The sequence below is a fragment of the Echinicola sp. 20G genome, assembly GCF_015533855.1.
In the GTDB taxonomy this organism is placed as follows: domain Bacteria; phylum Bacteroidota; class Bacteroidia; order Cytophagales; family Cyclobacteriaceae; genus Echinicola.
This window is the reverse complement of sequence record NZ_AP024154.1, coordinates 634888-659683: the sequence shown is the minus strand read 5'-3', so window position 1 is coordinate 659683 and position 24796 is coordinate 634888. Positions and strand designations below refer to the sequence as shown.

Annotated in this window: 23 protein-coding genes; 18 read left to right on the top strand and 5 right to left on the bottom strand. The window is 40.5% G+C overall.

Annotated elements, in window-relative coordinates:
* Positions 1–21: 21 nt before the first annotated feature.
* The 4 genes from metK to JL001_RS03000 form a co-directional block, all read right to left on the bottom strand.
* Positions 22–1275 (bottom strand): methionine adenosyltransferase, encoded by a 1254-nt coding sequence (gene metK / locus JL001_RS03015; RefSeq protein WP_200974631.1) that lies wholly within the window; start codon positions 1273–1275, stop codon positions 22–24.
* Positions 1276–1426: 151 nt separating this feature from the next.
* A complete protein-coding gene (locus JL001_RS03010; protein WP_200974630.1) occupies positions 1427–2140 on the bottom strand; it encodes an SAM-dependent methyltransferase in 714 nt (237 codons plus the stop codon).
* 28 nt (positions 2141–2168) lie between these two features.
* The gene (locus JL001_RS03005) at positions 2169–2930 is read right to left on the bottom strand and encodes an alpha/beta fold hydrolase (protein WP_200974629.1); all 762 of its coding nucleotides are present in this window, start codon (positions 2928–2930) and stop codon (positions 2169–2171) included.
* 45 nt (positions 2931–2975) lie between these two features.
* A complete protein-coding gene (locus JL001_RS03000; RefSeq protein WP_200974628.1) occupies positions 2976–3695 on the bottom strand; it encodes a pyridoxine 5'-phosphate synthase in 720 nt (239 codons plus the stop codon).
* Positions 3696–3759: 64 nt separating this feature from the next.
* Here JL001_RS03000 and JL001_RS02995 point away from each other — a divergent pair, with 64 nt between their 5' ends.
* From JL001_RS02995 to JL001_RS02920, 16 genes are all read left to right on the top strand, one after another.
* Positions 3760–4206: a GatB/YqeY domain-containing protein gene (locus JL001_RS02995; RefSeq protein ID WP_200974627.1), complete on the top strand. Its 447-nt coding sequence runs from the start codon at positions 3760–3762 to the stop codon at positions 4204–4206.
* Between the two features lie 6 nt (positions 4207–4212).
* Positions 4213–4758, top strand: coding sequence for a CvpA family protein (locus JL001_RS02990; protein WP_200974626.1), 546 nt, complete (start codon positions 4213–4215; stop codon positions 4756–4758).
* The gene (locus JL001_RS02985) at positions 4742–5329 is read left to right on the top strand and encodes an aminodeoxychorismate/anthranilate synthase component II (protein WP_200974625.1); all 588 of its coding nucleotides are present in this window, start codon (positions 4742–4744) and stop codon (positions 5327–5329) included. The genes JL001_RS02990 and JL001_RS02985 overlap by 17 nt, the downstream gene beginning before the upstream one ends.
* A 113-nt stretch (positions 5330–5442) precedes the next feature.
* Complete coding sequence (locus JL001_RS02980; protein WP_200974624.1) at positions 5443–6108, top strand: CBS domain-containing protein; 666 nt, start codon at positions 5443–5445, stop codon at positions 6106–6108.
* Between the two features lie 17 nt (positions 6109–6125).
* On the top strand, positions 6126–7001 hold the full coding sequence (locus JL001_RS02975) for an NAD kinase (RefSeq protein ID WP_200974623.1): 876 nt from the start codon (positions 6126–6128) through the stop codon (positions 6999–7001).
* Positions 7002–7105: 104 nt separating this feature from the next.
* Positions 7106–7855, top strand: coding sequence for a DUF6089 family protein (locus JL001_RS02970; RefSeq protein WP_200974622.1), 750 nt, complete (start codon positions 7106–7108; stop codon positions 7853–7855).
* A gap of 82 nt (positions 7856–7937) precedes the next feature.
* A complete protein-coding gene (locus JL001_RS02965) occupies positions 7938–8675 on the top strand; it encodes an isoprenyl transferase (RefSeq protein WP_200974621.1) in 738 nt (245 codons plus the stop codon).
* A 5-nt stretch (positions 8676–8680) separates the two neighbouring features.
* A complete protein-coding gene (locus tag JL001_RS02960) occupies positions 8681–11377 on the top strand; it encodes an outer membrane protein assembly factor (RefSeq protein ID WP_200974620.1) in 2697 nt (898 codons plus the stop codon).
* A gap of 3 nt (positions 11378–11380) precedes the next feature.
* Positions 11381–11902, top strand: a complete 522-nt coding sequence (locus tag JL001_RS02955) for an OmpH family outer membrane protein (RefSeq protein ID WP_192009230.1) — start codon at positions 11381–11383, stop codon at positions 11900–11902.
* Between the two features lie 18 nt (positions 11903–11920).
* Positions 11921–12478, top strand: a complete 558-nt coding sequence (locus JL001_RS02950; protein WP_192009229.1) for an OmpH family outer membrane protein — start codon at positions 11921–11923, stop codon at positions 12476–12478.
* A 101-nt stretch (positions 12479–12579) separates the two neighbouring features.
* Positions 12580–12885: a thioredoxin gene (gene trxA, locus JL001_RS02945; RefSeq protein WP_200974619.1), complete on the top strand. Its 306-nt coding sequence runs from the start codon at positions 12580–12582 to the stop codon at positions 12883–12885.
* 135 nt (positions 12886–13020) lie between these two features.
* The gene (locus JL001_RS02940; RefSeq protein WP_200974618.1) at positions 13021–13497 is read left to right on the top strand and encodes a DUF4168 domain-containing protein; all 477 of its coding nucleotides are present in this window, start codon (positions 13021–13023) and stop codon (positions 13495–13497) included.
* Positions 13498–13659: 162 nt separating this feature from the next.
* A complete protein-coding gene (hemH, locus tag JL001_RS02935; protein ID WP_200974617.1) occupies positions 13660–14691 on the top strand; it encodes a ferrochelatase in 1032 nt (343 codons plus the stop codon).
* A 90-nt stretch (positions 14692–14781) separates the two neighbouring features.
* Positions 14782–15960, top strand: a complete 1179-nt coding sequence (locus tag JL001_RS02930; RefSeq protein ID WP_200974616.1) for an MFS transporter — start codon at positions 14782–14784, stop codon at positions 15958–15960.
* Positions 15961–15987: 27 nt separating this feature from the next.
* Positions 15988–16590: a DUF2179 domain-containing protein gene (locus tag JL001_RS02925; protein ID WP_200974615.1), complete on the top strand. Its 603-nt coding sequence runs from the start codon at positions 15988–15990 to the stop codon at positions 16588–16590.
* Positions 16591–16598: 8 nt separating this feature from the next.
* A complete protein-coding gene (locus JL001_RS02920; protein ID WP_200974614.1) occupies positions 16599–17117 on the top strand; it encodes a hypothetical protein in 519 nt (172 codons plus the stop codon).
* Here the strand turns inward: JL001_RS02920 and JL001_RS02915 are convergent.
* The gene (locus tag JL001_RS02915) at positions 17114–18052 is read right to left on the bottom strand and encodes a 1-aminocyclopropane-1-carboxylate deaminase/D-cysteine desulfhydrase (RefSeq protein WP_200974613.1); all 939 of its coding nucleotides are present in this window, start codon (positions 18050–18052) and stop codon (positions 17114–17116) included. The genes JL001_RS02920 and JL001_RS02915 overlap by 4 nt on opposite strands.
* A gap of 44 nt (positions 18053–18096) precedes the next feature.
* Here JL001_RS02915 and JL001_RS02910 point away from each other — a divergent pair, with 44 nt between their 5' ends.
* Positions 18097–19140 (top strand): RluA family pseudouridine synthase, encoded by a 1044-nt coding sequence (locus tag JL001_RS02910; protein ID WP_200974612.1) that lies wholly within the window; start codon positions 18097–18099, stop codon positions 19138–19140.
* Positions 19141–20439: 1299 nt separating this feature from the next.
* Positions 20440–24768 carry a hypothetical protein gene (locus tag JL001_RS02905; protein ID WP_200974611.1) on the top strand — a complete coding sequence of 1443 codons (4329 nt, stop codon included), beginning with the start codon at positions 20440–20442 and terminating at the stop codon, positions 24766–24768.
* Positions 24769–24796 lie beyond the last annotated feature (28 nt).

Below are 24796 nucleotides of genomic sequence, written 5' to 3'. Positions count from 1 at the left end.
GCCTAAGCCGCTTTTTTTATTTTATAGATTGAATTCTTTTTTGATCGTATCCACATAATCCAGCTTTTCCCAGGTGAAGAGCTCTACATCCAAAGTGATAGAGGTGCCATCAGGAGAAACAAATGTTTTGGTTACGACTTCGTTTTTACGTCCCATGTGACCGTAGGCAGCAGTTTCCTCATAGATTGGATTTCTGAGTTTTAGGCGCTGCTCGATGGCATACGGCCTCATGTCAAAGATTTGGGAGATTTTTTCTGCAATCTCTCCATCCTTTAAATCGACTTTAGAAGTGCCATAGGTATTGATATAAATGCCCATAGGCTCTGCTACACCAATCGCGTAAGATACTTGCACCAGGACTTCATCCGCTATACCCGCAGCAACCATGTTCTTGGCAATATGACGCGTAGCATAAGCTGCAGAACGGTCTACTTTAGAAGGGTCTTTTCCGGAGAAAGCTCCTCCTCCGTGAGCACCTTTTCCGCCGTAGGTATCCACAATAATTTTTCTTCCAGTAAGACCAGCATCTCCGTGAGGACCACCGATCACAAACTTTCCGGTAGGATTGATGTGGTAGGTAATATCATCGTTAAACAATGCTTGAATTTCTGGAATCAATTGAGACTTAACTCTTGGAATAAGGATTTTCACCAAGTCCTCTTTGATTTTAGCCAGCATCATCGGCTCTTCAGCAAAATCATCATGTTGGGTGGAAATAACGATGGTCTTGATCTTTTGAGGAACATTATCGTCACTGTATTCGATGGTTACCTGTGCCTTGGCATCAGGTCTTAAGTAGGTAATTTCTTCGTTTTCCCTTCTTAGGTTAGAAAGTTCCTTCAGCAGACGATGGGAAAGATCCAATGCTAAAGGCATATAGTTCTGGGTTTCATTGGTGGCATAACCAAACATCATTCCTTGATCGCCAGCACCTTGCTCTTCTGGGCTGGTTCTGTCTACACCTTGGTTGATATCTGGAGACTGCTCATGGATCGCAGAAAGTACACCACAAGAGTTGCCGTCAAACATGTATTCCCCTTTGGTATAGCCGATTCTATTGATAACATCCCTGGCAATTTTCTGTACATCAAGATAGGTTTCGGAATTAACCTCACCAGCAAGAACGACTTGACCGGTAGTAACCAATGTTTCACATGCTACCTTGGATTTTGGGTCAAAAGCTAAAAAGTTATCGATAAGCGCATCAGAAATCTGATCAGATATTTTATCAGGATGTCCTTCTGAAACAGACTCAGAAGTGAATAAATATGGCATATATGCTGAATTTAAATATTGTACTTGTTCAAATAGCGTGTAAAATTACAGTATAAGCAGGAAATAAAAAACTTTGCTCATCGATAAAATACAGAGTATAAGCGATCTGACGCCAGAAGCATTTTAAACCTGTCTATTTGATTTTTTGTGCTTAGTAATTGGTGTCCAAAACAAAGACAGTAGGGACTTTATGAAGGTCAATTTTGGTTTTTTTCCAATCAGCTACGGTTTTGGTGACAATCAGCTCATCTTTTCCACTGATGTTTTTGGCGATGCACAGTTTGGTGTTTGGGTGGAGATGCTGCTTAAGGTCTTCAAATAGGTGGTTGTTCCTGAAGGGCGTTTCCATAAAGATTTGGGTTCTTCGAAACCTTCCTGATTCACTTTCTAAGTTTTTTATGGCATCTATTCTTTCCTTTTTATTGATGGGAAGATAACCGTGGAAAGCAAAGGATTGGCCATTAAAACCGGAGGCCATCAAAGCCATAAACATCGAAGAGGGACCGGCAAGGGGGATAACTTGAATGCCCTTAGAGTGGGCAAAGGCAACGGCTACAGCTCCTGGGTCTGCGATCCCAGGACAACCTGCTTCAGAAATTACGCCCATGTCTTTTCCCTCAAAAAGTGGTTTCATCAGCTGAGGCATTTGGGCTGGTTTGGTTTTTTTGTCCAATATTTCAAACTGTAATTCCTCGATGGTCAGCCCTAGCCTGAGGCTAGAAATATACCTTCTAGCAGTACGAAGGTCCTCAGCCAGATAAAACTGGGTGTTTTTGATGACCTCCTTTACCTGGGGGCTGATGATCTCTTGGGCAGTTCCTTCTGCCAATATATTGGGGATAAGATAAAGTTTTCCTTTGGACATGATTTATAAATGATATTGACAAAGTCATTTAGCCTAAAAAAGCCTTAATGGTGCCTACAACTGCTGAAGGTTGTTCTGCATGCAGCCAATGACCAGCATTTTTGATGGTGACCAACTTGTATTCAGGGAAGTACTTTTCGAGGTCTTCCTTGTCACTTTCTTGGATATAGTCAGAGTTGGCCCCCCGCATAAATAAGGTAGGCCCATTGAAAGAATTTGAGCCATGCAGGGCTTCGCCTACATTGTCGATTTTTTCGGTGATGACAGGAAGATTTACTTTCCAAACGAATTTTCTGTCTTCATTCCTGCCTAAGCTTTTCATGAGAAATTGTCTCACACCCGTCTCATCAATATGTTCAGCAAGGATGTCATCCGCCTCTTTTCTGGATTTCAATGTCTCCATATCAATGGCATTGAGCCCTGCTAATATGCTTTGGTGATGGGGAGGATAGTATCGTGGAGCAATATCAGCAATGATCAGTTTTTTTACTTTATTCGGGTACTTAAGCGCAAAGTTCATGGCTGTTTTTCCTCCCATGCTGTGTCCCATGATGTGTGTAGCTTCTAGCCCTTGAGAGCTCATAAAAGTTGACAGATCGTCTACCATGGCCTTATAGTCCCAGTCATCACTCTTAGGGGAGTCACCATGATTTCTTTGATCCACCAAATACATGGTATATTCGTTTTCCAGTTCTTTGGCTATGCTTAGCCAGTTATCAGCAGAACCAAAAAGACCATGAAGAATGATCAGGGGTTGGCCTTGTCCTACTTTTTTAAAATTCAATTTCATATGTCAATATTCAAAAGTGTATTGGTAAAGGGAAGCAGCAGCAAGCTATTCGGCTTCTAACTGCCTTCTATACATCTGAATGGTATTCTCCAAACCATAATATAAGGCATCGCAGATCAAAGCATGACCAATGGATACTTCATCCAAAAATGGAATGCTTTCTTTCAGAAATTTCAGATTGTCCAAATCTAAATCGTGGCCGGCATTTAATCCCAAACCCAACTCCTTGGCGAGTTGTGCAACTTCGACATAAGGTTTTACGGCTTGGTGCCTGTTGGTATGAAACTGGGAGGCATAAGGTTCGGTATAAAGTTCCACCCTGTCTGTTCCAGTCAGTTTGGCCGGTTCAAAATATTTTGGCTCAGGATTAATAAAGATAGAGGTACGCGTGCCATATTCATGTAATTCAGCTATGATGTCCTTCAGTTCCTCTTGGTGGGCGATAGTGTCCCAGCCTGTGTTGGATGTAAGTACATGCGGGGGGTCAGGGACAAGTGTTGCTTGGGCTGGCTTAGCCAACCTGATTATTTCCATAAATCTTTTGTCCGGATAACCTTCGATATTAAATTCGGTGGTGACACTATCCTTGAGTTTCATGACATCATCATAAGTGATATGCCTTTCATCTGGTCTTGGATGTACCGTTATGCCCTGTGAACCGAATCTTTCTGCGTCTAAAGCCACTTGAACTACATCAGGATTATTGCCGCCCCTTGCGTTTCTTAAGGTGGCTATCTTGTTAATATTTACGCTGAGTTTGGTCATTTTAATCAATTATACTCTTAATTTTGTTCAAAATTACACCTTAAATAACATAAACATAAAGATAATGAGTTTAAAGCAAAGTATAGAAAGCGAAATCAAGAAGGCCATGTTGGCCAAAGATAAGGATAGACTGAGAGCTTTGCGGTCAATCAAGTCGCTGATTATGTTGGAGGAGACCAAGGGTGGAGAGAAAGGCTTGACGGAGGAAGACGAGTTAAAACTGTTGACCAAAGCGGCCAAACAAAGAAAAGATTCTGTAGAGATTTACCAGCAGCAAAACCGTGAAGATCTAGCTGCGACTGAATTGTCTGAATTGGAGATCATCAATGAGTTTTTGCCCAAGCAGTTGAGTGAGGAAGAGTTGGAAGCAGAACTAAAAAGCATTATTGCTGAAGTAGGAGCTGAAGGTCCAAAGGACATGGGGAAAGTGATGGGAGCAGCAACCAAGAAGTTGGCAGGAAAAGCTGATGGCAAGATGATTTCTCAAAAAGTTAAAGGACTATTGGTTTAAAGGTTTTTGGGCGCGATAGATATTGTCATACTGATTTTATTGGCCATAGGCGCTTATAGCGGCTATAAACAAGGTCTTTTTATTGGGATATTATCTATCGTGGCCTTTATTATAGGGATTGTATTTGCCTTTAAGTTTATGCACTGGGGTGCAGAGATTTTGGCAGAAAGGGTAGAAAGCCTGACTTTTATGTTGCCCTTTATTTCTTTTCTGATCATTTTTCTTATTGTCACCATCACACTTCGGATTCTGGCCTATTTGGTAAAAAAGACCCTTGACCTGACCATTTTGGGTACATTTGACAACTTTGCCGGGGCTGTTTTGGGGATTTTGAAATGGGCGTTTATGCTGAGTCTATTGATTTGGGCGGCACAGTCTTTTGGAATTGAAATCCCTAAAAAGAAGTTGGAGGAATCCACACTATATGATGTCTTGGAACCATTCGCTCCCATGGTGATCGATGGGGTGGGGGTGATTACGCCTGCCATTCAGGATGCCGTGGAGAGGATCAATGAGCTGGTAATTGAAAGTCAAGATGCTGCTACTGATTGATAATTTTGATTCTTTCTCCCATATTCTGGCAGATTACTTTAGGCAGGCTGGTTTTCAGCTGAGGATTGTGAGGAATGATACTCCTTTGGCACTGCTTAAGGAAGAGAATTATGAAGCGGTGGTGCTGTCTCCCGGGCCAGAGACGCCTGAAAAAGCCGGAAACCTGAAAGAAATATTTGCCTATTATCATGATAGATTGCCCATATTGGGTGTATGTCTGGGGCATCAGTGTATTGGTCAGTTTTTTGGAGCCAAACTGGTAAAAGGAAGACAGCCTGTTCATGGGAAGGTTTTTAAGGTGAAAAAGGTGGGAGAGCATCCGGTACTATCAGGACTTCCACTAGTTTTTAATGTGACGCGCTACCATTCTCTTGAACTGAGGGATTTACCGGAGTCATTGATACCTATATTAGAGACAGAAGCTGGTGAACTGATGGCTATGGCGCACCGTTCCTTACCAATTTTTGGAATTCAATTTCATCCTGAGGCCCATCTTACGGAATTTGGATTAGAGATGATTAAAAATTGGGCGCATCTTTATTGTGGAAGACCTTACGAATCCCAAAGATAAACTGCCGTTTATTGTAATAAATCCTTAGGATTTTAGTTCTAATTATCGCCAAGCAAACTTGTTTGCAGTACAAATCGTTTTAATAAATGATGACAATTTAATATCTTTAAAATATGCAGGCGTACGAATTTATCAATAACATGATTCCCCCTTTGAAATACAGTGATAAGGTCAAAATGGCTTTGTCATGGATGGAGGAAATTCGTACGGATGTATTGCCAGTAGTAGATGAAGGCATTTTCCGGGGGCTCGTGACAGATGAGATGATTTACAATATCAACAGGGAGGATATTTTGATCTCTGATGTTCCACTGGAAGCCGAAGGCTGTTTTGTCCTCAAAGAGAAACATATCTATGATGTGTTAAGGGTAGCTTCAGAATACCAAACCAATATGGTGGCCGTGGTGGACAGTGACAATATTTACCATGGGGTGGTGACTTTGGAAGACGCTATTGCCGCTTTTGCAGATAGCCTTTCCATTCAGGCGCAAGGTGGGGTTTTGGTGCTTTCCATGTTTATGACCGATTATAGTCTTTTTGAAATTGCTCGGGTGATTGAGTCAGAAAACGCGAAGATTTTAAGTAGCTTTTTGACCAGTGACCCATTGGATGAGAGCAAAATCAAAGTGGTTTTGAAAATCGATAAGACAGAATTGAGGCATGTGAAAGCTACCTTGGAGCGCTTTGGGTACAAGGTTATTGATCACTATCAGGAGGAAATGGGAGTAAGTGGGGAGCAGGACAGGCTGGACAATCTATTGCGATTTTTGAATATTTAAACAATGAATCAAACTCGATGAACATTACCATACATGGTATAAATTTCCAAAAGGAATTTGTGCCATACATTGAGCAGTTGATAGATGCATTGCATCAGCACAACGCTAAAATATACTTAACGGAAGCTTTTTTAAAGAACGTCAAGAAATCCGGAGCCAAGGCTGCCGGATTCACTGTATTAGGCAGCCGAGAAGAATTGCAGCACATGGACTTTGTCATTTCCGTGGGAGGAGATGGGACTTTATTGGATACGGTCTCTATGGTTGGAGAGTATGAGGTTCCGATTTTAGGGATCAATACGGGGCGTATGGGTTTTTTGGCGACCATTGCCAAAGAGGATGTGGGCAAAGCGGTGGAGGTACTTTTTGATGGAGCATTTACCATTCAGGATAGAATATTACTGAACTTAAAAGCCGACCAACCTTTATTCAACGGAGTGCCCTATGGCTTGAATGAATTTACCATCCACAAGCGGGATACTTCTTCAATGATCACCGTGCACACCTATATTGATGGGGAGTATTTGAACAGCTATTGGGCAGATGGTTTGATCGTTTCTACTCCAACTGGCTCTACAGGTTATTCATTGAGTTGTGGAGGACCATTGATTTCTCCCTTGGCCAAAAACTTTGTGATCACCCCGGTAAGCCCTCATAATTTGAATGTGCGGCCCATGATCGTTTCTGATGAAAGTGAAATTACTTTTACCATTGAAGGGAGAAGCAAGAAGTTTTTGATATCATTGGATTCCCGATCCACAGCGGTGGATGCATCGGTCAAGCTAAGGATCAAAAAGGAGAAGTTTGTTGCGAAATTGGTTAAGTTTCACGATTATAGTTTCTTTGACACTTTGCGAAAAAAGCTCAATTGGGGCTTTGATTTGAGAAATTAGTTTTAACATAAATTAACCCTGAGAATACTGGAGAGGGTTTTTTATTCGTTTAGTACTTTATAAATTGCAGCGTCTTGAAAAAAGTCAATTTTCAAATTTTGTGTATGTTCATCGTTTTGGGAGTGTCAATGCTTGGCATTTCAAACAAGGCAAAGGCACAGCAAAATGAATATGGCTTGGGACTAGGGGTGGCGACTTATTCGGGTGATATCATCCGGAGGTTAGATCCCAAACAACTAGGCCTTCAAGGTACGTTTTTTGGCAGACGAAATTTTGACAATGTTTGGAGTCTCCGGTATGGGGTTTCCATAGCAGGGCTTAACGCAGCAGATAGTATCCGTCCATTGGATGCGATGGCTGCGGCCAGAAATGCCTATTTCAAAGGGCTTCTGGTGGAAGGCCATGTTGTGATGGAATACCACTTCTTGGATTATTTGGCTCCACATTCCACTGTAAGGTATTCTCCATACGGTTTCCTTGGATTTGGCTATTCAATGTTCTTTGCAGATGGACAGTCTTTTCAGGGAGATCCAACAGATACTGACTACTCACTTTCCACACCAGTAATACCATTTGGTTTAGGGGTTAAATACAGGCTGAAAGAAAGGTTGTTTTTAGCCTTGGAGTTTGGATTTAGGCCTACTGTATCGGATTTCTTGGATAAGATAGAGTATAATGAAAATTATATTCCTCGATTCCCGGATCCTAATTATGTTCCGGATCCCAACAACCCTGATGATACACCTCCTGTTTATGGTCTCAATTATGGTAACAAATCTGATAAGGACTGGTATTATTTTTTAGGTGTTACGCTTAGCTACTCCTTCCATCAAATAGAATGCTTTAATTATTAATTAATTGGGCTTCGGGATAGAATATTAAAAAAGAAATAGCATTTTTGTACCTCCAAAAAATTAAGTTCGGACAAAGACTGGAATGAAGGAAGAGTTAGACAAGGAAAGAATTCCTAATCACATTGCGGTAATCATGGATGGCAATGGCCGATGGGCGCAGGGCAAGGGAGCCAAGCGTGTCTTTGGCCACAGAAATGCCATTACCGCTGTTCGGGAAACGATCACTGGCGCAAACGACCTTGGTGTAAAGTATTTGACACTTTATACCTTTTCCACAGAAAACTGGTCAAGACCCAAGTTTGAGGTGAATGCCATCATGGAGCTTTTGGTGAAGACATTGACCGATCAAGTGCCCAACCTGATGAAGGATAACGTTAAGTTGACACTGATAGGAGATATCAATACTTTGCCCAAAAGAGGCCAGGCCAAATTGAAGGAAGCTATGGAAGTGACTTCTGGGAATACAGGCTTGACATTGATCCTGGCGCTGAGTTATAGTGGGAGATGGGAAATTACCAATTCAATCAAGGACATTGCCAAAAAAGTAGCTGACAAAGAGCTTGATGTAGAAGCAATCACAGAAGACCTGATTGCGGCACACTTGCTGACCAAGGACTATCCTGATCCGGAATTATTGATCAGGACCAGCGGCGAGTTGCGGATCAGTAATTTTCTGCTTTGGCAATTGGCTTACACAGAGCTGTATTTTACAGAAGTGTTGTGGCCGGACTTTAGAAAAGAGCACCTGTTTGAAGCAGTGTCGGACTACCAAAATAGGGAAAGACGCTTTGGCAAGACAGGGGCACAGATAAAATCATGAGATTAATGAGAAGAAGCTTACTCTTAATATGCTTACTCCTTTTTGCAGGCATTTCTCAGGCCCAGATTAGACTGGGACAGAGTCGTTATGCAGTGCAAAAACCAGTGGATATTTTAGATCTTAACTATGCACAGCCGCAAACCTACAAGATTGCGGAAATCAAAGCGGTAGGTTTATCCACGCTAGATGAAACGGCTATTATTTCACTTTCCGGTTTGAAGGTAGGTGACGAAATCAGCGTACCGGGTGATGCGATTTCCAGTGCCTTAAAGAAGCTTTGGGGGCAAGGAATTATCGGCGATGTGAAAATCATGGTCACCAAGATAGAAGGAGATGAAATTTACCTATTGCTTGACCTGACCGAAAGGCCACGCTTTAGCATAGTGGAGTTTAGTGGGGTTTCCCAAACCCAAGAAAGTGAGCTTCGTGATAAGATACAGATCAGAGGACGCGTGGTTCGTGACGATGTATTGAATACTTCCAAAAGAAACATCAAGGAATACTTCGTGGAGAAAGGTTACCTCAATACTGAAGTGAAAATCATTCAGGAAAGAGATACTTCATTCCCCAACAGTGTGAAGTTGCGCTTTGATGTGGACAAGAAGTCCAAGATCAAAATCAATGAAATTGCCATTGAAGGAAACGAGAACATCACAGATGGCAAGATCAAAAAGAAGATGAAGAAGACCAATGAGCATGCGCGTGTGCGGATCTTCAGGAATGTCTTCTCTAGGGTAGCCAATGCAAGCCCAGAAAATGTTGCCAACAGTGTCACCAATAGAAAAGTGGTTTCTGATGAGGAATTAAAAACCTACATAAACAAGAACTTTAAGCTTAACTTCTTTAGCTCTTCCAAATTCAATAAGAAAGAGTATAGAAACGATAAGGACAATGTAATCAGTTTCTATCAGAATAAAGGTTATAGAGATGCAGCGATCACACGGGACTCTGTTTATAACTTTGATGAAAGAACAGTAAATATTGACCTGGATATCGAAGAAGGTAAGCAGTATTATTACAGGAATATCTCGTTTACCGGGAATTATATCCACGATAACAAAGTGCTTCTTCAGAAGTTGGGCATCGAAAAAGGGGATGTTTATAATAAGGAGCTTTTGGACAAGCGTCTTAATTATGACCCTACTAAGGGAGATGATATCAGCTCCCTGTACCAAGATGATGGTTACTTGTTCTTTACCATTGAGCCAGTAGAGGTCAATGTAAAGCAAGATTCTATTGATATTGAAATGAGGATATTTGAAGGGCCTCAAGTAACGGTAAACAGTGTTTCCATTGAAGGAAATGAGCGTACTTCTGATCACGTGGTTATGCGTGAAATCAGGATTTTACCAGGACAGAAATTCAATAGAGCCCTATTGGTAAGAACAATCAGAGAGCTTTCACAGATTGGTTACTTCGATCCGGAAACCATTAATCCAGACCTAAGACCAAACTTTGAAGACGCAACAGTGGATATTGTCTTCCAGTTGGAGGAAAGACCTAATGACCAGATTGAATTGTCCGGTGGTTGGGGCGGTTTCTACGGTTTCGTAGGTACTGTTGGTTTGGTGTTCAATAACTTCTCAGTGAAAAATATTGGAGACTTCTCTAAGTGGAGACCGCTTCCGGTGGGCGATGGACAGAAGCTAAGCTTAAGGGTACAGGCCAATGGTAAGAGTTTCCAAAACTATAGTTTCTCCTTTACGGAACCTTGGTTTGGAGGGAAGAAGCCAAATGCTTTAAGTGTAAGTTTTAACCACTCAGTTCAGCGACAGATTGACATCTACAACCAATCTAACTTTGGAGAAGAATTAGGCTTCTTTAAAATTACTGGGGTAACTGTGGGCTTGGCCAAAAGGGTAACATGGCCGGATGATTATTTCAGTGTAAGTAATTCCCTACAGTTCCAGATTTATGAGTTTGATGAATATGGTAGAAGTTTTGGTTTAAGTTATGCAACGGGTAGATCAAACAGTTTGACTTATAATTTCACGGTAAGTAGATCCAATGTGGATAGTCCTATTTATCCAAGAATGGGATCAAATATTTCCTTAAGTGCGAATTTTACACCACCATATTCAGCCTTTAATAAGAACATTACTGCTGAGTCTCCGGATGAGGAAAAATACAAATGGTTGGAATACCACAAGTGGATGTTCGATGCCAAATTCTATACGCCGATCTTTGGATCAAGTAAATTCGTGATCAGTGCGAGAACACACATGGGCTTCTTGGGATCCTATGGAAACAAGATTGGCATCATCCCTCTTGAAAGGTTCGTAATGGGTGGTGATGGTATGACATTTAACAACTTCTCCCTTGGTCAGGACATTATTGGCTTGAGAGGTTATGAAAATCAGGTGATCACACCAGGAAGATTGACTAGGGGGCAAGAAGGGGCAGATCCATACGGTGGTATCGTTTATAACAAACACGTAATGGAATTGAGGTTCTTGGTTTCTCCAAACCCATCTGCGACCATCTTCCTATTAGGATTTGCTGAGGCAGGTAATAACTGGGGAAGTTACTCGGAGTTTAATCCTTATGATTTGAAAAAGTCAGCTGGTTTTGGTGCTAGGATCTTTATGCCTGCCTTTGGACTCTTGGGGATAGATTGGGGATATGGATTTGATCCTGCTCCAGGGGAAATCCAGCCAAGCGGTGGCATGTTCCACTTTACCATTGGTCAACAATTCAGATAAAGTATGAAGAAGTGTCTTGGTTTAGTATTATTTTTATCACTGCTCAGCGCTGCTACGATGGCGCAGAAGATTGGGTTTGTGGATTCTGAATATATACTAAACAAGCATCCTGACTATAAGGTGAAACAGCAGGAGATGAAAAGCCTGGGAGATGCTTGGAAAAAAGAGGCACAGAATTTGGAGAAAGAGATCCAGGAAATGTACAATGAACTCAAAGCGGAGGAAGTACTGCTGACCGAGGAAATGTACGATGAGCGTATGAAATCCATTCGCGAAAAGGAAGCTGCCGCCACAGCCTTTAACACAAGGGTATTTGGGATTAATGGGCAGTATTTTCAGAAGCAGGATGAGCTGATGAAACCCTTGCAATCAGAAATATTTGATGCAATAGATAAGGTGGCCAAGAGAAATGGTATTGCCATTATGTTTGATAAAGCTGCCGATTTGTCAATGATATATACTGATCCGGTACATGATTATTCGGATTTTGTGATAGAAGAACTAGGAATAGAAGAAAACAAATAACTTAATTAAACTAAAATTATGAAAGTAAGAATTATCCTTTCAGCCATTGCAATGTTTGGCTTTTGCTTGGTAGCACAAGCGCAAGACGTGAAAATTGGCTATACCAACGTGGAAGTGTTGATGAGTTTGATGCCGGAGATGGAGCAGATCGATGCCGACATGAAAGATTACGGTACACAGTTAAGAACAAATGTTGATACAAAATCTCAAAATTTTCAAAGAGAGGCACAGGCATATCAACAAGCGGCTGCCACTATGACGGATGAAGCTAGAGCTGCTAAAGAGCAGGAATTGATGAAGATGCGTGATGAAGCGGCAAAATATGAACAAGATGCTCAGGTTTCTTACCAAAGAAAACTAAGCGAATTGTTAGAGCCAGTACAGACTAAAGTGTTCAATGCCATCAATACCGTTGCGGCAGAGCATAACTATACGCACATCTTTTCTGAGACTGCAGGTCAGGCTCCAGTATTGCTTTACACTAAAGAAGCTGACAAGTTTACAGAGTTGGTAGCGGCAAAATTGGGAATTGAACTTCCTGAGCAGATGCCAGAAGATGCTAATCTTCCTCAATAAATAGAAATAGTAAGATATTAATGAAAGCCCGGTAATTACCGGGCTTTCCTCGTTTAGGAACTTTTTGATGTTGATTCTCCTTGACCAACCAAAAATGAACTATGGCTAAAAAGAAATTTAAAGAAATCATTGCCAAGTCTGAGGAAGCAGTATTGGTAGACTTTTATGCGGATTGGTGCGGTCCTTGTCAAACCATGTCTCCCATAGTACAGGAAGTGGCCAATGAATTTGCAGGTAAGGTAAAAGTCCTAAAAGTCAATATTGACAAAAACCAACAAGCGGCATTGAATTTTGCTGTTCGGTCCATCCCTCACTTTATTTTGTTCAAGAAGGGAAAGATTCTTTGGAGGAAGGGAGGATTAATGACCAAGCGGGAGTTGGTAAGTAATCTTAAGGGGTATTTGTGATTCTTAAAAACTGATTTTATTTTTTCAACAAATTTATTTTTTAATTGTAATAATAGTGTCCTTTTATCGTTAATTATGGTAAAAGAAAGATTTTTTTTACTTAAAAAATCTAAAATTTGAAAAACCAACCAACTTATGAAGAAGCTAAAAGTATTAGGTGTATTGAGTTTAATATTATTGCTGGGATCGGTGATGCAGGTAGCTGCACAGCAGGCCCAAGGAAATATGAATTTCACCGATGAGGATTACGAGAAGTTTGTAGACATCAACACTGAAATCATCCCTGTACAACAAAAAGTACAAGGCGAAATGATGAAGGTCATAGAGGAAGAAGGGCTTGAGGTGGCTCGTTTTCAACAGTTAGCCAGGGCACAGCAAAGTGGGAATATCAAGGAAGCTTCTGAGGACCCAGAAGAGATAGCTAAATTTAACAAGGCCGGACAAAAAGTAATGGAAATGCAACAAGAAGTGCAAACGAAAGTTCAGGGATTGATCTTGGAAAATGATTTTACAGTCCAGAAGTTTCAGCAAATGTCGATGGCTTATAATCAAGATCAGGAAGTGAAAGCCAAGATTGATACCTTGATGAGTAAGAAAATGAAAAAAGAATAGTTATTTGAGTTAATATTGTTTCCTTAAAAAGCGGTCCAATGGGTCGCTTTTTTTCGTTTTTATAAAATGATAGATTTGGTCAATGGCTCCTTGAAAATATCCATTGGCAATTTGTAACAATAGGTTGTACTTTTGGTTTCCTTTTAAAAAGAAACACAGTTTATGAAAGAAGTGGCGAAAACCGGTGTGTTGCTGGTCAATTTAGGGACTCCAGACAGCACAGCTGTACCCCATGTAAGAAAATATTTACGGGAATTTTTAATGGATGGAAGGGTCATAGATATTCCTTTTTTGTCGAGGTGGTTGCTGGTAAATTGTATCATTGCTCCTTTTAGAGCGCCTAAGTCTGCTGCCGAATACCGTAAATTGTGGACCGACCGTGGTTCTCCATTGCTTTTTCACACTGAGGACCTCAAGGATAAATTGGTCCAACAGCTAGACTCCAAACAATACCATGTAGAGATGGCGATGCGCTATCAAACTCCTAGCATAGAAAATGGACTTATGGCTTTGCAAGAAGCAAAAGTGAAGAAAATCATTGTGCTGCCTTTGTTCCCTCAATATGCTTCAGCTACGAATGGTTCGGTAATTGACAAAGTGATGGAGATCATCAGTAAATGGCAAGTGGTTCCTTCAATAAGTTATGTGGCAAGGTTTATGGATCACCCTTTATTTTTGGAAGCGTGGAGGGAAATAGCTGACGGGACCAAAGGAGACCAGGAATATGATGCTTACCTATTCTCCTATCATGGTTTGCCAGAGCGACAGATCCAAAAGGCATCTTGTAATGGCTACTGTCAATTAAATGCCAAATGCTGTTCTATCCAAACTTCTTCTAATCAATACTGTTACAGGGCACAATGTTTCTATACAACGAGACTATTAGCTGATAAAATGGGGCTGCCAGCAGATAAGGTACATACTTCCTTCCAGTCCAGGTTGGGAAAAGACCCTTGGGTTCAGCCTTATACTGAGGATACGATCAAGGAACTGGCAAAAAACGGAGCAAAGAAGGTGTTGGCTTTTTCACCAGCATTTGTAGCGGATTGTCTGGAAACCACTGTCGAAGTAGGGGAGGAATACAAAGAGGTGTTTGAAGAGGCAGGAGGAGAGCAATGGGACTTGGTACCCTGTCTCAATTCCAATGATACTTGGGTTGATTGTGTAAGACAGTTGGTTTTAGAGAATAGTTGATTTTTCTGGGAAAATAAGCGTTTTCTTTGTGAAAACCTGGTATTGAAATTTGTAACTTGATTCCTGTCAATTTGCAATAAAATAAAGCTGATGGATGGATTGCAGCAAAAGAAAGGAAGGGCAAATGGTTTGCTCATTTTGGGGATCATTTTAGTTTCCTTTTGTTTAAGGCCTTCAATTACTTCTGTTGGGCCACTTATTCCGATGATTAGGGAAGATTTGGATTTGTCGAATGCTTGGGCGGGTTTTTTGACCACATTGCCCTTGTTGACTTTTGCGACTTTTTCCTTGTTTTCATCTGCCATTGGAGCCCGGTTAGGAAATGTCAGGGCCATCCTGCTGGGGCTGGTATTGATAGGACTTGGTGTCTTTGTCAGGGTACAGGCAGGCCCTGTACTTTTGTTTTTAGGGACGGGCTTGACAGGTATTGGTATCGTAATATGCAATGTATTGTTGATCCCTTTGATCAAAGTGAAGCTTCCGCATAAAATAGGTATCATGACCAGTATCTATACTACTGGGATGTCCCTTTTTGCAGCGGTAGGTACAGGGGTGAGCGTGCCCTTGGCCGTAGATTATAACTTGGGTTGGAGGGGATCTCTGCTTTTTTGGATTGGTCTGATTGCGTTTGCTATAGTCGTTTGGATTCCTCAAGTGAGGAAGAATAAAGTAAAAGGGCCGGATGAAGGGCTTACTGGCGGTAAAAATGTTTGGAAATCAAAGCTTGCTTGGCAAGTCAGCATCTTTATGGGGATTCAGTCCATGATGTTTTTTACGCTAATTGCATGGCTTCCTGATTTATTGATTACCAAGGGCTTCTCGGCCGGGCAAGCAGGTTTATTGATGAGTTTGATGCAGATTGTAGGCTTGATCGGGTCATTCATAGCGCCTCTAGTGGCTGTGAAGTTTGATGAACAAGTAAAGACTTCATTTGGGATTGGAACAGTTTACTTTTTAGGTTTTTTGACACTTTTTACCCAAAGTGAATTGATGATCTATATTGGACTTACTTTAGTTGGTTTTTGTTTGGGAGCCAGTATTAGTTTGGTCTACACTTTGATAGGATTACGCACTGAAGGTGCTACCACAGCCAGGTTGTCAGGGATGGCACAATCAGCCGGGTACTACTTGGCGGCTTTAGGGCCATTAATAGTGGGGGTGCTTTTTGATATCTTTCAAAATTGGAATATTTTGATTTTGCTCATGCTGCTATGTGCTGTAGTCTTTGGGCTTTTGGGCACAAAGGTGGGCAAAAATGTTAAAGTTTAGTAAATACCAAGTTTTATAATATAAATCATGGAAGAGTTCTTTAGTTCTATCGGGATTGATAATGAAGTTTTTAGCTATGTGGTGATGCCATTGCTGATTTTCTTTGCCAGGGTTTGTGATGTCAGTATCAATACATTGAGGATCATGTTTGTCCTTAATGGCAAGAAAAATGTGGCGCCTATTTTGGGCTTTTTTGAGGCCTTGATATGGTTACTGGCCATCGGACAGATTTTTCAGAATATTGACAACCCCTTGTCTTACCTCGCCTATGCAGGCGGGTTTGGGGCAGGAACCTATATAGGAATGGTAATTGAAGAAAAACTGGCCTTGGGGAGGGTGCTGGTAAGGGTAATTACAAAAGACCCCATGCCGGAGCTGATTGATTTTATGAAAGAAAGGGATTTTCGCTTTACCAATGTGGGTGCAGAAGGCCGGTATGGTAAGGTGAATTTACTTTTTACGGTGATGAAGCGAGATGTGCTGAAGGAATATATTGCTAAGGTCAAGGAAGTTAATGATAAGGCTTTTTATACCATTGAAAGTGTGAAGCGGATTAGCGAAGACGACTTTAACGTGATGGAAGATCGCCCCAGGTTCACAGCCAAGGTATTTAACAGAGTTCGAAAATAATAGCCTAAATGGATATACTGGAGATCTTGGAAAGTGGACAGTCAAAGGACAATACAACCAAAATAGTGAATTATATTGGTGATGATCCTGACCGTTTTGCTGAGCTTTTTATTCTTTTTAGAAATGGAACTTATAAGGTTACGCAACGGGCTTCTTGGCCTTTGGGAATAGCAGCAGAAAAGTGTCCTGGCTTGCTTTTGCCCTATTACAAAGATATTGTCATAATGTTAAAAAAGGCAAATGTCCATGATGCGGTGAAAAGAAATATTTTGCGGATGCTTCAAGATCAGGATGTGCCAGAAGTTTATGAAGGGGAAGTGTTAAATGCAGCCTTTACCTTTTTAGAAGATAAGGCACAGCCCATAGCCATTAGGGTTTTTGCGATGCAAGTGGTTTATAATTTGTCGGAACGGTATCCGGAAATAAGGCCAGAACTGAAATTGATAATTGAGGACATGTTACCTTATGCCAGTGCTGGAATAAGGAGCCGAGGAAAAAAAATACTGAGCAAGCTCAGTAAGGATTAATGGTCTGCCAAGGATGTTCCAAAGCGCTCATTGAAGCCTCTAATGCCCTGCAGGCCACCAGAATGAATGACTAAAATATTTGAATTTGGTTTGAAATGGCCTTTTTTGACCAAGTCTAAGACAGCATAAAGTAATTTTCCCGTATATACTGGGTCAAGTGGGATGCCAAAGGATTTTTTGAAATCCATAATGAATTGGATCAATTCGGGTTTGTGTTTGGCGTATCCACCAAAATGGTAATTGGTGAAAATTTCGTAACTATTGGAATGTTTAACTTTGTGCTGCTGTAAAATTGATTTCATTTCATCATGAACGAAATCTCCTTTTAGGGATGAAATCCCTACTATTTTTTGGTGTGGCATGGCGGATTGGATAAGCCCGGCCAAGGTTCCTCCAGTGCCAATACAGCTGCAAATATAGTCCATGCTCAGGTCTTCGGGGCTAATGATTTCTGCCGTGCCCTTTATGGCCAGGGAATTGGTGCCTCCTTCTGGAATCATATAAAAGCTGCCAAACCTATCGGTTAAACTTTGGGTAACTTCTTTACTCTTTTTATTTCGATAGGTGCTACGGTCCATATATTGGATGTCCATTCCACTTTGCAATGCAAACCGGATGGTTGGACTTGGTGAAATGGATGGTTCTCCACGGATAATGCCTATGCTCTTAAAACCTTCTGATTGGGCTGCTGCTGCGGTAGCTTGGATGTGGTTGGAATAAGCTCCCCCAAAAGTAAGTAAAGTGTCATTACCTTTCTCTTTGGCTTCTGCTAGATTGTATTTTAGTTTAAAAAACTTGTTGCCACTGACTTTTGGATGAACCATGTCCAACCTTTTGATATAAAGTTGGAGCTTGAACGTTTGGAGTTCAGGGATTAAAATCTTTTGAGTGGGGTATGGATGTGCTTCCAGCAAGGGTGATAGAGTTGATTTCATCCAAAATTATCAAAACTTTCACAATAGACCTGTATTTTTGTAGGATGACTGAAGAATTAGACGACGAAATTTTTGACCAAGAAGGAGAGGGGCTTAATGAGCACTTGAGAATTGAAGTAGATAAGGGGCAGAGTGCTTTGAGGTTGGATAAATTTTTGACAGATAAAGTAGCCAATGCCACGAGGAATAAGGTTCAACAAGCCATTGAAAATGGAGATGTAAGGGTGAATGATGGTTTTTCAAAGGCCAACTATAAAATCAAACCGGGCGATGTCATCACTGTAATGCTAGAAGCACCAAATACAGAAACAGAGGTGCTAGCAGAAAAAATCGATTTGGACATTCTTTTTGAGGATGATCATTTGTTGGTGGTCAACAAACCTGCTGGTATGGTGGTGCATCCCGCTTATGGGAACTGGACGGGTACTTTGGTCAATGGATTGGTTTATCATTTTAATCAATTACCGGAATTACCAGGAAACACGGGAAGACCTGGCCTGGTACATCGAATTGACAAGGATACAAGTGGGTTGTTGGTGATAGCCAAATCAGAAGCGGCCATGACAGATTTGGCGAGACAGTTTTTTGATCATAGTATTGAGCGAACCTATATCGCTTTGGTCTGGGGAGAACCCACCGAAGAAGAAGGTACCATTAATGCCCATGTAGGGAGAAGTGCTAAAAATAGGAAAGTAATGGATACTTTTCCGGATGGGGATCAGGGAAAGCATGCGATTACCCATTGGAAAGTGCTTGAGCGTTTGCGCTATGTTTCCTTATTGCAATGTAATTTGGAAACAGGTCGTACGCATCAGATTCGGACACATATGAAGTATTTGGGGCATCCCTTATTTAATGATGAGATGTATGGAGGAGATAAAATCAGAAAAGGAACCCAGTTTTCTAAATACAAAACCTTTATTCAGAATTGTTTCAAGTTATTACCGAGACAGGCTTTGCATGCCAAATCATTAGGTTTTATTCATCCATTTACCAAGGAGTTTATGCAGTTTGATTCTGATTTACCAGAAGATATGAAGGGTGTTTTAGGGAAATGGCATAATTATGTAAATCTCGATGATTATTAGATAAAATTGAAATAACTGTAAAAAATGAACTTTCTATTTGTCTATACGTTATTTTATTTGTGTATTTATTGATGAAGAGCTAAATGGAAACTGGTATATCATTATGGAGTTTTCAAAAATAGGTTCTTTTTTATTTGTTGTAAGGTGTTGATTTACAATAAGCAATGGGGTTAATTAAAAAAAATGTAAAAATGTGTTAAAACTTTTTAAAAATTTTTGTGATTAAAATTCTTGCCGTATCTTTGTAATGTTATCGGGGATCAAAAAAGATTGATTCTCAACAAATTGTAAGGTGGGTGGTACCACTCACGAATGGGGACGAAAGTCCAGAAAGGTTCGAATCCTTTTCTTACAACAGGTTATTTTGGGTTTATTGTTAATTGACTAAAGCTATGAGATTATATTTCATAGCTTTTTTTATGCCTATACTTGAGTAATAACTACTCTTTTCTTTCGGGGTTTGGTAAGCGTTTTTTATTATTTACTTTATAGCTTTCTATAATTGTTAAAAAGACTTTTAAAAAAATAGTTGTACGCTTTGATCGATTATTTTAATTGGGGATTGAAAATTAAATATTAAAGGTCTAATATTTTGTTGATGATGATTATTGTTATTAAATATTTTGCTAAACTACATTTGTCTCCCTTGATACGTTGTTTATTGATGATTTTGTAAAATTTGTGTCTGATTTTATAGTTCTATTGTTTTTTTATGACATTAAAGCGCTTATAATTATAAAATGTGTAAAAATTTTCAATAATGCTTATTTATATTTCAAAATTTGAATGGCTTTATTACCTTTGGTGCACTATTTAGCCAAAAGGGCTAAACATACTGTAGGATGTTGAAATTGGCAGACAAGCCCTCCTGTCTCGGGGGTGGAGATTCTGGGATAAAGCACACATAGAGCTCTTGTGTTGCCTAACTTCTCCGTGGAGGTTCGAGTCCTTCTCCTACAGCTTTACACTACATTAAATAAAAGAGGATGTTTTTATGGCATAGGAGGATGGGAAACCATTGAGCATAAAAACGTTCTCTTTTTGCTTTTTATATCCTTGAGTAATTGAAGGGCGCTTAATAAAGTGGTACGGCTTTTGAAACTATTGTTTGGGTTTTAAAGGAGAGCCAATAGTAAAGGGTCCTAATTTTACGTTTCAGTGAATTGTTTGGTCTTAAGGAGAGTACAATTCTTAATCTTCCTGGCAGCTAGCGACCAAGATCAGGTACGAGTTTAAATTTATCTCCCTCTCTTCTTTTTAAACTTAATTAATTTTATTTTGCTTACTATATGATTGTTTATGGCAAAAAAGGATACAAATAAAAAGAAGCTTAGAAGATCCCAAAGGAGACTGATCCGATTTTTTGCCATAACATTGTTCTCTTTGGTTTTTCTTCAAGTGGGACTCTATTTCGGTTCGGATTTATTGTTGAGAAGCTATGTCCAAAATAAAGTGGATGAAGCTTCAAAAGGGAAGTATGAGGTTAATTTTGATAGATTTAACCTGTCCATTTTTCAAAGGGGATTTTATTTCAAAGGCTTTACCTTGGAGCCCACTGCGGCTTATCGGGATTCAGCAGATCAAAAGGCGATTTATAATGTTCAGGTTCCTGAAATTGGAGTCAAGGGTATTGGCTATAGCTTCAACAAAGAGGTTTTGACAATAGGCAGTATCAGGTTTGTGAAGCCTTCCATGCAGACGAAGCAGGAGTTTTCCGATCTTGACAGTATTCAAAGCTCAAAATTTGATCAATTCCAAGAAGATATCAAAAAGTCTTTGGCCAAAGTCAATTTGACCGAAATCATTATTCAGGACCTGTTTATCGATCAGGCAGACTTGTTGATTGAGAATTTTGTGAGCCAAAAGTCCATTAAAGCGGAAGAAACTAATTTTCATCTTAAGGAAGTGCTATTGCTCAACCCAAGGCCAAAGCCGACCCCCTTTAATGCATTGGGTTTTGATTTTAGCTTGGACAATTTTGAATTGCTGCTTTCTGACAGTGTCCATACCCTCAAGGCAGTTGAGATAGAAGTGTCCTCTTTGGACAATCATTTGAGGGCAAAGCAGGTGACTTTAACACCTGACTTAAGCAAAAAGCAGGACATCTATTATAGCATGAAGCTGCAAGACTTGGAGCTGACCGAGGCGGATATCAACCAGGTTTTTTACACATCAGATGTAGAGGTAGGAGGTTTGAAGTTAGAACGTCCTGAGTTTTTGGTCTATTCTGAACTTTCTTCCCAAGCGGGCGAAAAGACCATTGATGGTTATGATTTGTATCCTTTGATAGAAGATATTTTGGCATCTATCAGCATAGACAGCCTTGAAATTAAAGAGGGAAGATTTTTGCAACGTGGGATAGAGAACGAATATAAAAATAGAATTGAAGCAGGGCAGATAGATTTTGAGATGAATCAAGTCTATATAGGTCCGGATGAGGAGAAAAAGAAAGGGCAGTTTTTTTATGCTGAAAATGCTGAGCTTAGTCTATCTACCGTGAAGGTAGTTTTGGCGGATGATGTCCATTGGATCACTGGGGATAAGGTTTATGTATCTTCTTATAATGATAGTGTGATGGTTGTGGGGGCAAAAGTAGAGCCCTTTCGAGAGGTAGAGGAGGATATTACACTTTTTAGAGTTGCTATTCCTGAGTTTGGCTTGGAAAAAGCAAACCTAAAGAAAGTGTACAACGAAAGTGTTTTGGATATCAAAGAGATGGTACTCAGAAACCCGTCGGTCCAATTTGAAAATATTCAAAAGAAGTCTGCTGGAGGGATGGAGGGGCAGACCATAAAGGAATTGACAAAGGATTATCTAAAGGCAATTTACATTGAAAAACTGGCACTGATTGATGGGGATATGGTGCTGAACAACAAGCTTAAGATCAATAAGGACAGTATATCTTTTAGGAAAGCCAGCATGATCTTGGAAAACTTTGCTGTCGATGAAGCGATTGAACAGGATTCCACTTCAAGGGTCTTTTTAGCCGAGGCGCTGCAGTTGGAATTGGATGGCTATGCGATGAAGCTAACTGATGACCTGCACCTCTTCAGAGCAGATAAGATCTTTGTGGATACAAAGGAGAAATTCCTGAAAATAGAAGGGTTTAGCTTTGAACCTTTGCAGCCTGATAGAATTGCGGAAAATTTACAAAAATTGGGTAAACGTACTGTAATGGAAGTACATGTGCCTGAGTTTTATATCAGAGGAGTAGACATACCCAAAGCTTATTTTGATGGCATTCTGGAAGTGGGGCAGGTGGAAATTCCATCACCGGATATCAAATTGAGTCGATATATGGCCAGGCCGGAGAGCCAGGACAAAGTAGAGATCAATGACTTATATGACTTAGCGACAAGCTATTTTTCCTACGTAAGAATTGATTCAGTGAATGTGATAGAAGGGTCGATCGGGTATGACAATTTTGTTCGGGACAGGATTCAGACCTTTGCTGAAAATGATGTTTCCATAAGGGTAAAGAAATTTCTGGTTGATAAGAATGTTCCTCCCAGGGAGGCAGAAACTTTTTTTGCAGAGGAATTGGATATTAGTTTGAACAACTATGTCTTTAACTTGGCCAATGGCAAGTACACCATGAGGGCAGACCGAATCAGTTATAATTCTTCCAGCGATGAGTTGATTACTTCCAATGTACAGCTAAGACCTAGGAGGGACTTGGGTGTAAAAGTGGCCATAGGAGCTGATGTTCCCACCTTGAGCTTTAAGGGGGTGGATATGGAGCGTTTCCTTTTTGAAAACACCTTGTCTATGACTAAGGTTAGGCTGGCAGATGCAGAGGTTAATCTTTATATTGACAGAGGGACAGAAAGTGATAGCTCGGGAAGGAGGCGGCCGGCTAGAAGAAGCAGGAATTTACCCAAGACACTTGATGTAATCAGCATTGATACCATTGAAGCCTCCAATGCGACATTTAATGCCATTCACAGTAATGAAGGAGAGGAAAGATCCCTCATCAGTACGGGGGTAAACTTATCCTTTTTAGGTTTCCTTTTGGACTCGGCAAAACTGAGTCAAGGGGATATTGTTGGCTTTTTTAATAATATGGCCATTGAAATAGATGACTTTAACCTGGCATTGAGTGATAGTGTCCATACCCTCAGTTTTAATAAAGTAGAACTAGATACCAAGAGCGAAGAAATTCAGTTTGATAACCTAAGGGTGACCCCCCTTACTTTGAAAGGTAAGCCAGGAAAGCCTATCATTGAAGCTTTTATACCAAATGTTACCTTGAGAACTACATCCCTCACCAGTTTTCAAGAAACAGGGGATTTTGATATTCAACAATTGGTACTGAATCAGCCTGATATCAGCCTGTACCTAGATAAAAAAGGAGTAGAAACAGCCACAAAGAAAAAAGATAAGCAGGTTGTTCAAGAAGTGGTGCAAAGTCTTAAGATTGATGATTTTAAATTGGAGGGAGGAAAGCTCAGGATTAAGGAGAAGGAGGACTCCACAGGTCGTCAGCAGAGCTATGAAGGTTTGAGTGTGGCATTGAGAGATTTGAGTTTTGATTTGTCTCAAGCATCAGGGTTTGATAAACATATCTTCCTCAACAAAGACTTTCTCGTAGAGTTGCCCAACTATGAACTCAAGCTGCCAGATAGCTTAAATACCCTAAAGGTGGGCCTGGTGATGTTATCCAATGATAAGATGGTGCTGAAGGATGTGACCTTGATGCCAAGGTATGGGCAGTATGAATATGTCAGAAAAGTAGGCTCGCAGACCGATGTGGTCAAGGTGAAGTTGCCCGAAATAGTTTTTGACGGAATTGATATTGAAGAATTGATGGATGGTAGGGAAATATTAGCAAATCAAATGCTGGTAAAGTCTCCAGACATACATGTGTTCAGAGATAAAAGGGTGCCGTTTAATGAGGAGATCTACCGACCTATGCCCCAAAAGCTGATGCAATCCTCAGGTATAAAAATGGAGTTGGATTGCCTAAAAGTGGAAAATGGTAGGGTGGTTTATGAAGAATTTCCTGAAAAAGGCATGGTGCCTGGCAGCATCCAATTTGATTCATTACAAGCTTTTATAGCCCCTTTGCACCTAAGTAAAAAGGAAGGCGATTCATTTGGAATAGAAGAGAGTACTTTGGAAGCATCTGCTTTGATTAATAATAGTGCTCCAATTGACCTCAAAGCGGTACTCTATTATGAGGAACCTTACCCAATGGATTTGGAAGTGAGCGTGGGTGAGTTTGACCTGAGAAGCATCAATACCATTTTGGAGAGAAACGCTTTTCTAAGGATTCGGGAAGGAATGGCCAGACCATCTACTTGGTCAATTCATGCAGATGAGAATGTGGCCACTGGTAAAATGAAGTTTTATTATAATGGCTTAAAAGTGCAGCTTCTCAATGACAGGACTTTGGAAAAAGCAAGGGGCCGAAAGGCCATGCTGAATTTTGTCCTGAATGCTTTTGCGGTGAGGGGTAACAACCCTAGAAAGCTGTTCAATAGATTTGTAGAGTCGAATATTTATTTCGAAAGGGATACGAGTAAGTTTATTTTCAATTATTGGTGGAAAACATCTCTTTCCGGGTTTAAAGGTTCCTTGGGATTAGGAGAGGCTGGACCTGAGAAAAAAGACAAGAAGCAAGAATAGCCCTTTTGTGCGCACCAAAAAAATGAAA

Excerpts from the sequence above, each read along its gene's own strand:
- metK (WP_200974631.1), bottom strand. The coding sequence starts at position 1,275 with ATGCCATATTTATTCACTTCTGAGTCTGTTTCAGAAGGACATCCTGAT.
- JL001_RS02970 (WP_200974622.1), top strand. The coding sequence starts at position 7,106 with ATGTTCATCGTTTTGGGAGTGTCAATGCTTGGCATTTCAAACAAGGCA.
- JL001_RS02980 (WP_200974624.1), top strand. The coding sequence starts at position 5,443 with ATGCAGGCGTACGAATTTATCAATAACATGATTCCCCCTTTGAAATAC.
- JL001_RS02910 (WP_200974612.1), top strand. The coding sequence starts at position 18,097 with ATGACTGAAGAATTAGACGACGAAATTTTTGACCAAGAAGGAGAGGGG.
- JL001_RS02915 (WP_200974613.1), bottom strand. The coding sequence starts at position 18,052 with ATGAAATCAACTCTATCACCCTTGCTGGAAGCACATCCATACCCCACT.
- JL001_RS02965 (WP_200974621.1), top strand. The coding sequence starts at position 7,938 with ATGAAGGAAGAGTTAGACAAGGAAAGAATTCCTAATCACATTGCGGTA.
- JL001_RS03000 (WP_200974628.1), bottom strand. The coding sequence starts at position 3,695 with ATGACCAAACTCAGCGTAAATATTAACAAGATAGCCACCTTAAGAAAC.
- JL001_RS03005 (WP_200974629.1), bottom strand. The coding sequence starts at position 2,930 with ATGAAATTGAATTTTAAAAAAGTAGGACAAGGCCAACCCCTGATCATT.
- hemH (WP_200974617.1), top strand. The coding sequence starts at position 13,660 with ATGAAAGAAGTGGCGAAAACCGGTGTGTTGCTGGTCAATTTAGGGACT.
- JL001_RS02930 (WP_200974616.1), top strand. The coding sequence starts at position 14,782 with ATGGATGGATTGCAGCAAAAGAAAGGAAGGGCAAATGGTTTGCTCATT.
- trxA (WP_200974619.1), top strand. The coding sequence starts at position 12,580 with ATGGCTAAAAAGAAATTTAAAGAAATCATTGCCAAGTCTGAGGAAGCA.
- JL001_RS02995 (WP_200974627.1), top strand. The coding sequence starts at position 3,760 with ATGAGTTTAAAGCAAAGTATAGAAAGCGAAATCAAGAAGGCCATGTTG.
- JL001_RS02960 (WP_200974620.1), top strand. The coding sequence starts at position 8,681 with ATGAGAAGAAGCTTACTCTTAATATGCTTACTCCTTTTTGCAGGCATT.
- JL001_RS02985 (WP_200974625.1), top strand. The coding sequence starts at position 4,742 with ATGCTGCTACTGATTGATAATTTTGATTCTTTCTCCCATATTCTGGCA.
- JL001_RS02975 (WP_200974623.1), top strand. The coding sequence starts at position 6,126 with ATGAACATTACCATACATGGTATAAATTTCCAAAAGGAATTTGTGCCA.
- JL001_RS02955 (WP_192009230.1), top strand. The coding sequence starts at position 11,381 with ATGAAGAAGTGTCTTGGTTTAGTATTATTTTTATCACTGCTCAGCGCT.
- JL001_RS02940 (WP_200974618.1), top strand. The coding sequence starts at position 13,021 with ATGAAGAAGCTAAAAGTATTAGGTGTATTGAGTTTAATATTATTGCTG.
- JL001_RS02950 (WP_192009229.1), top strand. The coding sequence starts at position 11,921 with ATGAAAGTAAGAATTATCCTTTCAGCCATTGCAATGTTTGGCTTTTGC.
- JL001_RS02905 (WP_200974611.1), top strand. The coding sequence starts at position 20,440 with ATGGCAAAAAAGGATACAAATAAAAAGAAGCTTAGAAGATCCCAAAGG.
- JL001_RS02925 (WP_200974615.1), top strand. The coding sequence starts at position 15,988 with ATGGAAGAGTTCTTTAGTTCTATCGGGATTGATAATGAAGTTTTTAGC.
- JL001_RS02920 (WP_200974614.1), top strand. The coding sequence starts at position 16,599 with ATGGATATACTGGAGATCTTGGAAAGTGGACAGTCAAAGGACAATACA.
- JL001_RS03010 (WP_200974630.1), bottom strand. The coding sequence starts at position 2,140 with ATGTCCAAAGGAAAACTTTATCTTATCCCCAATATATTGGCAGAAGGA.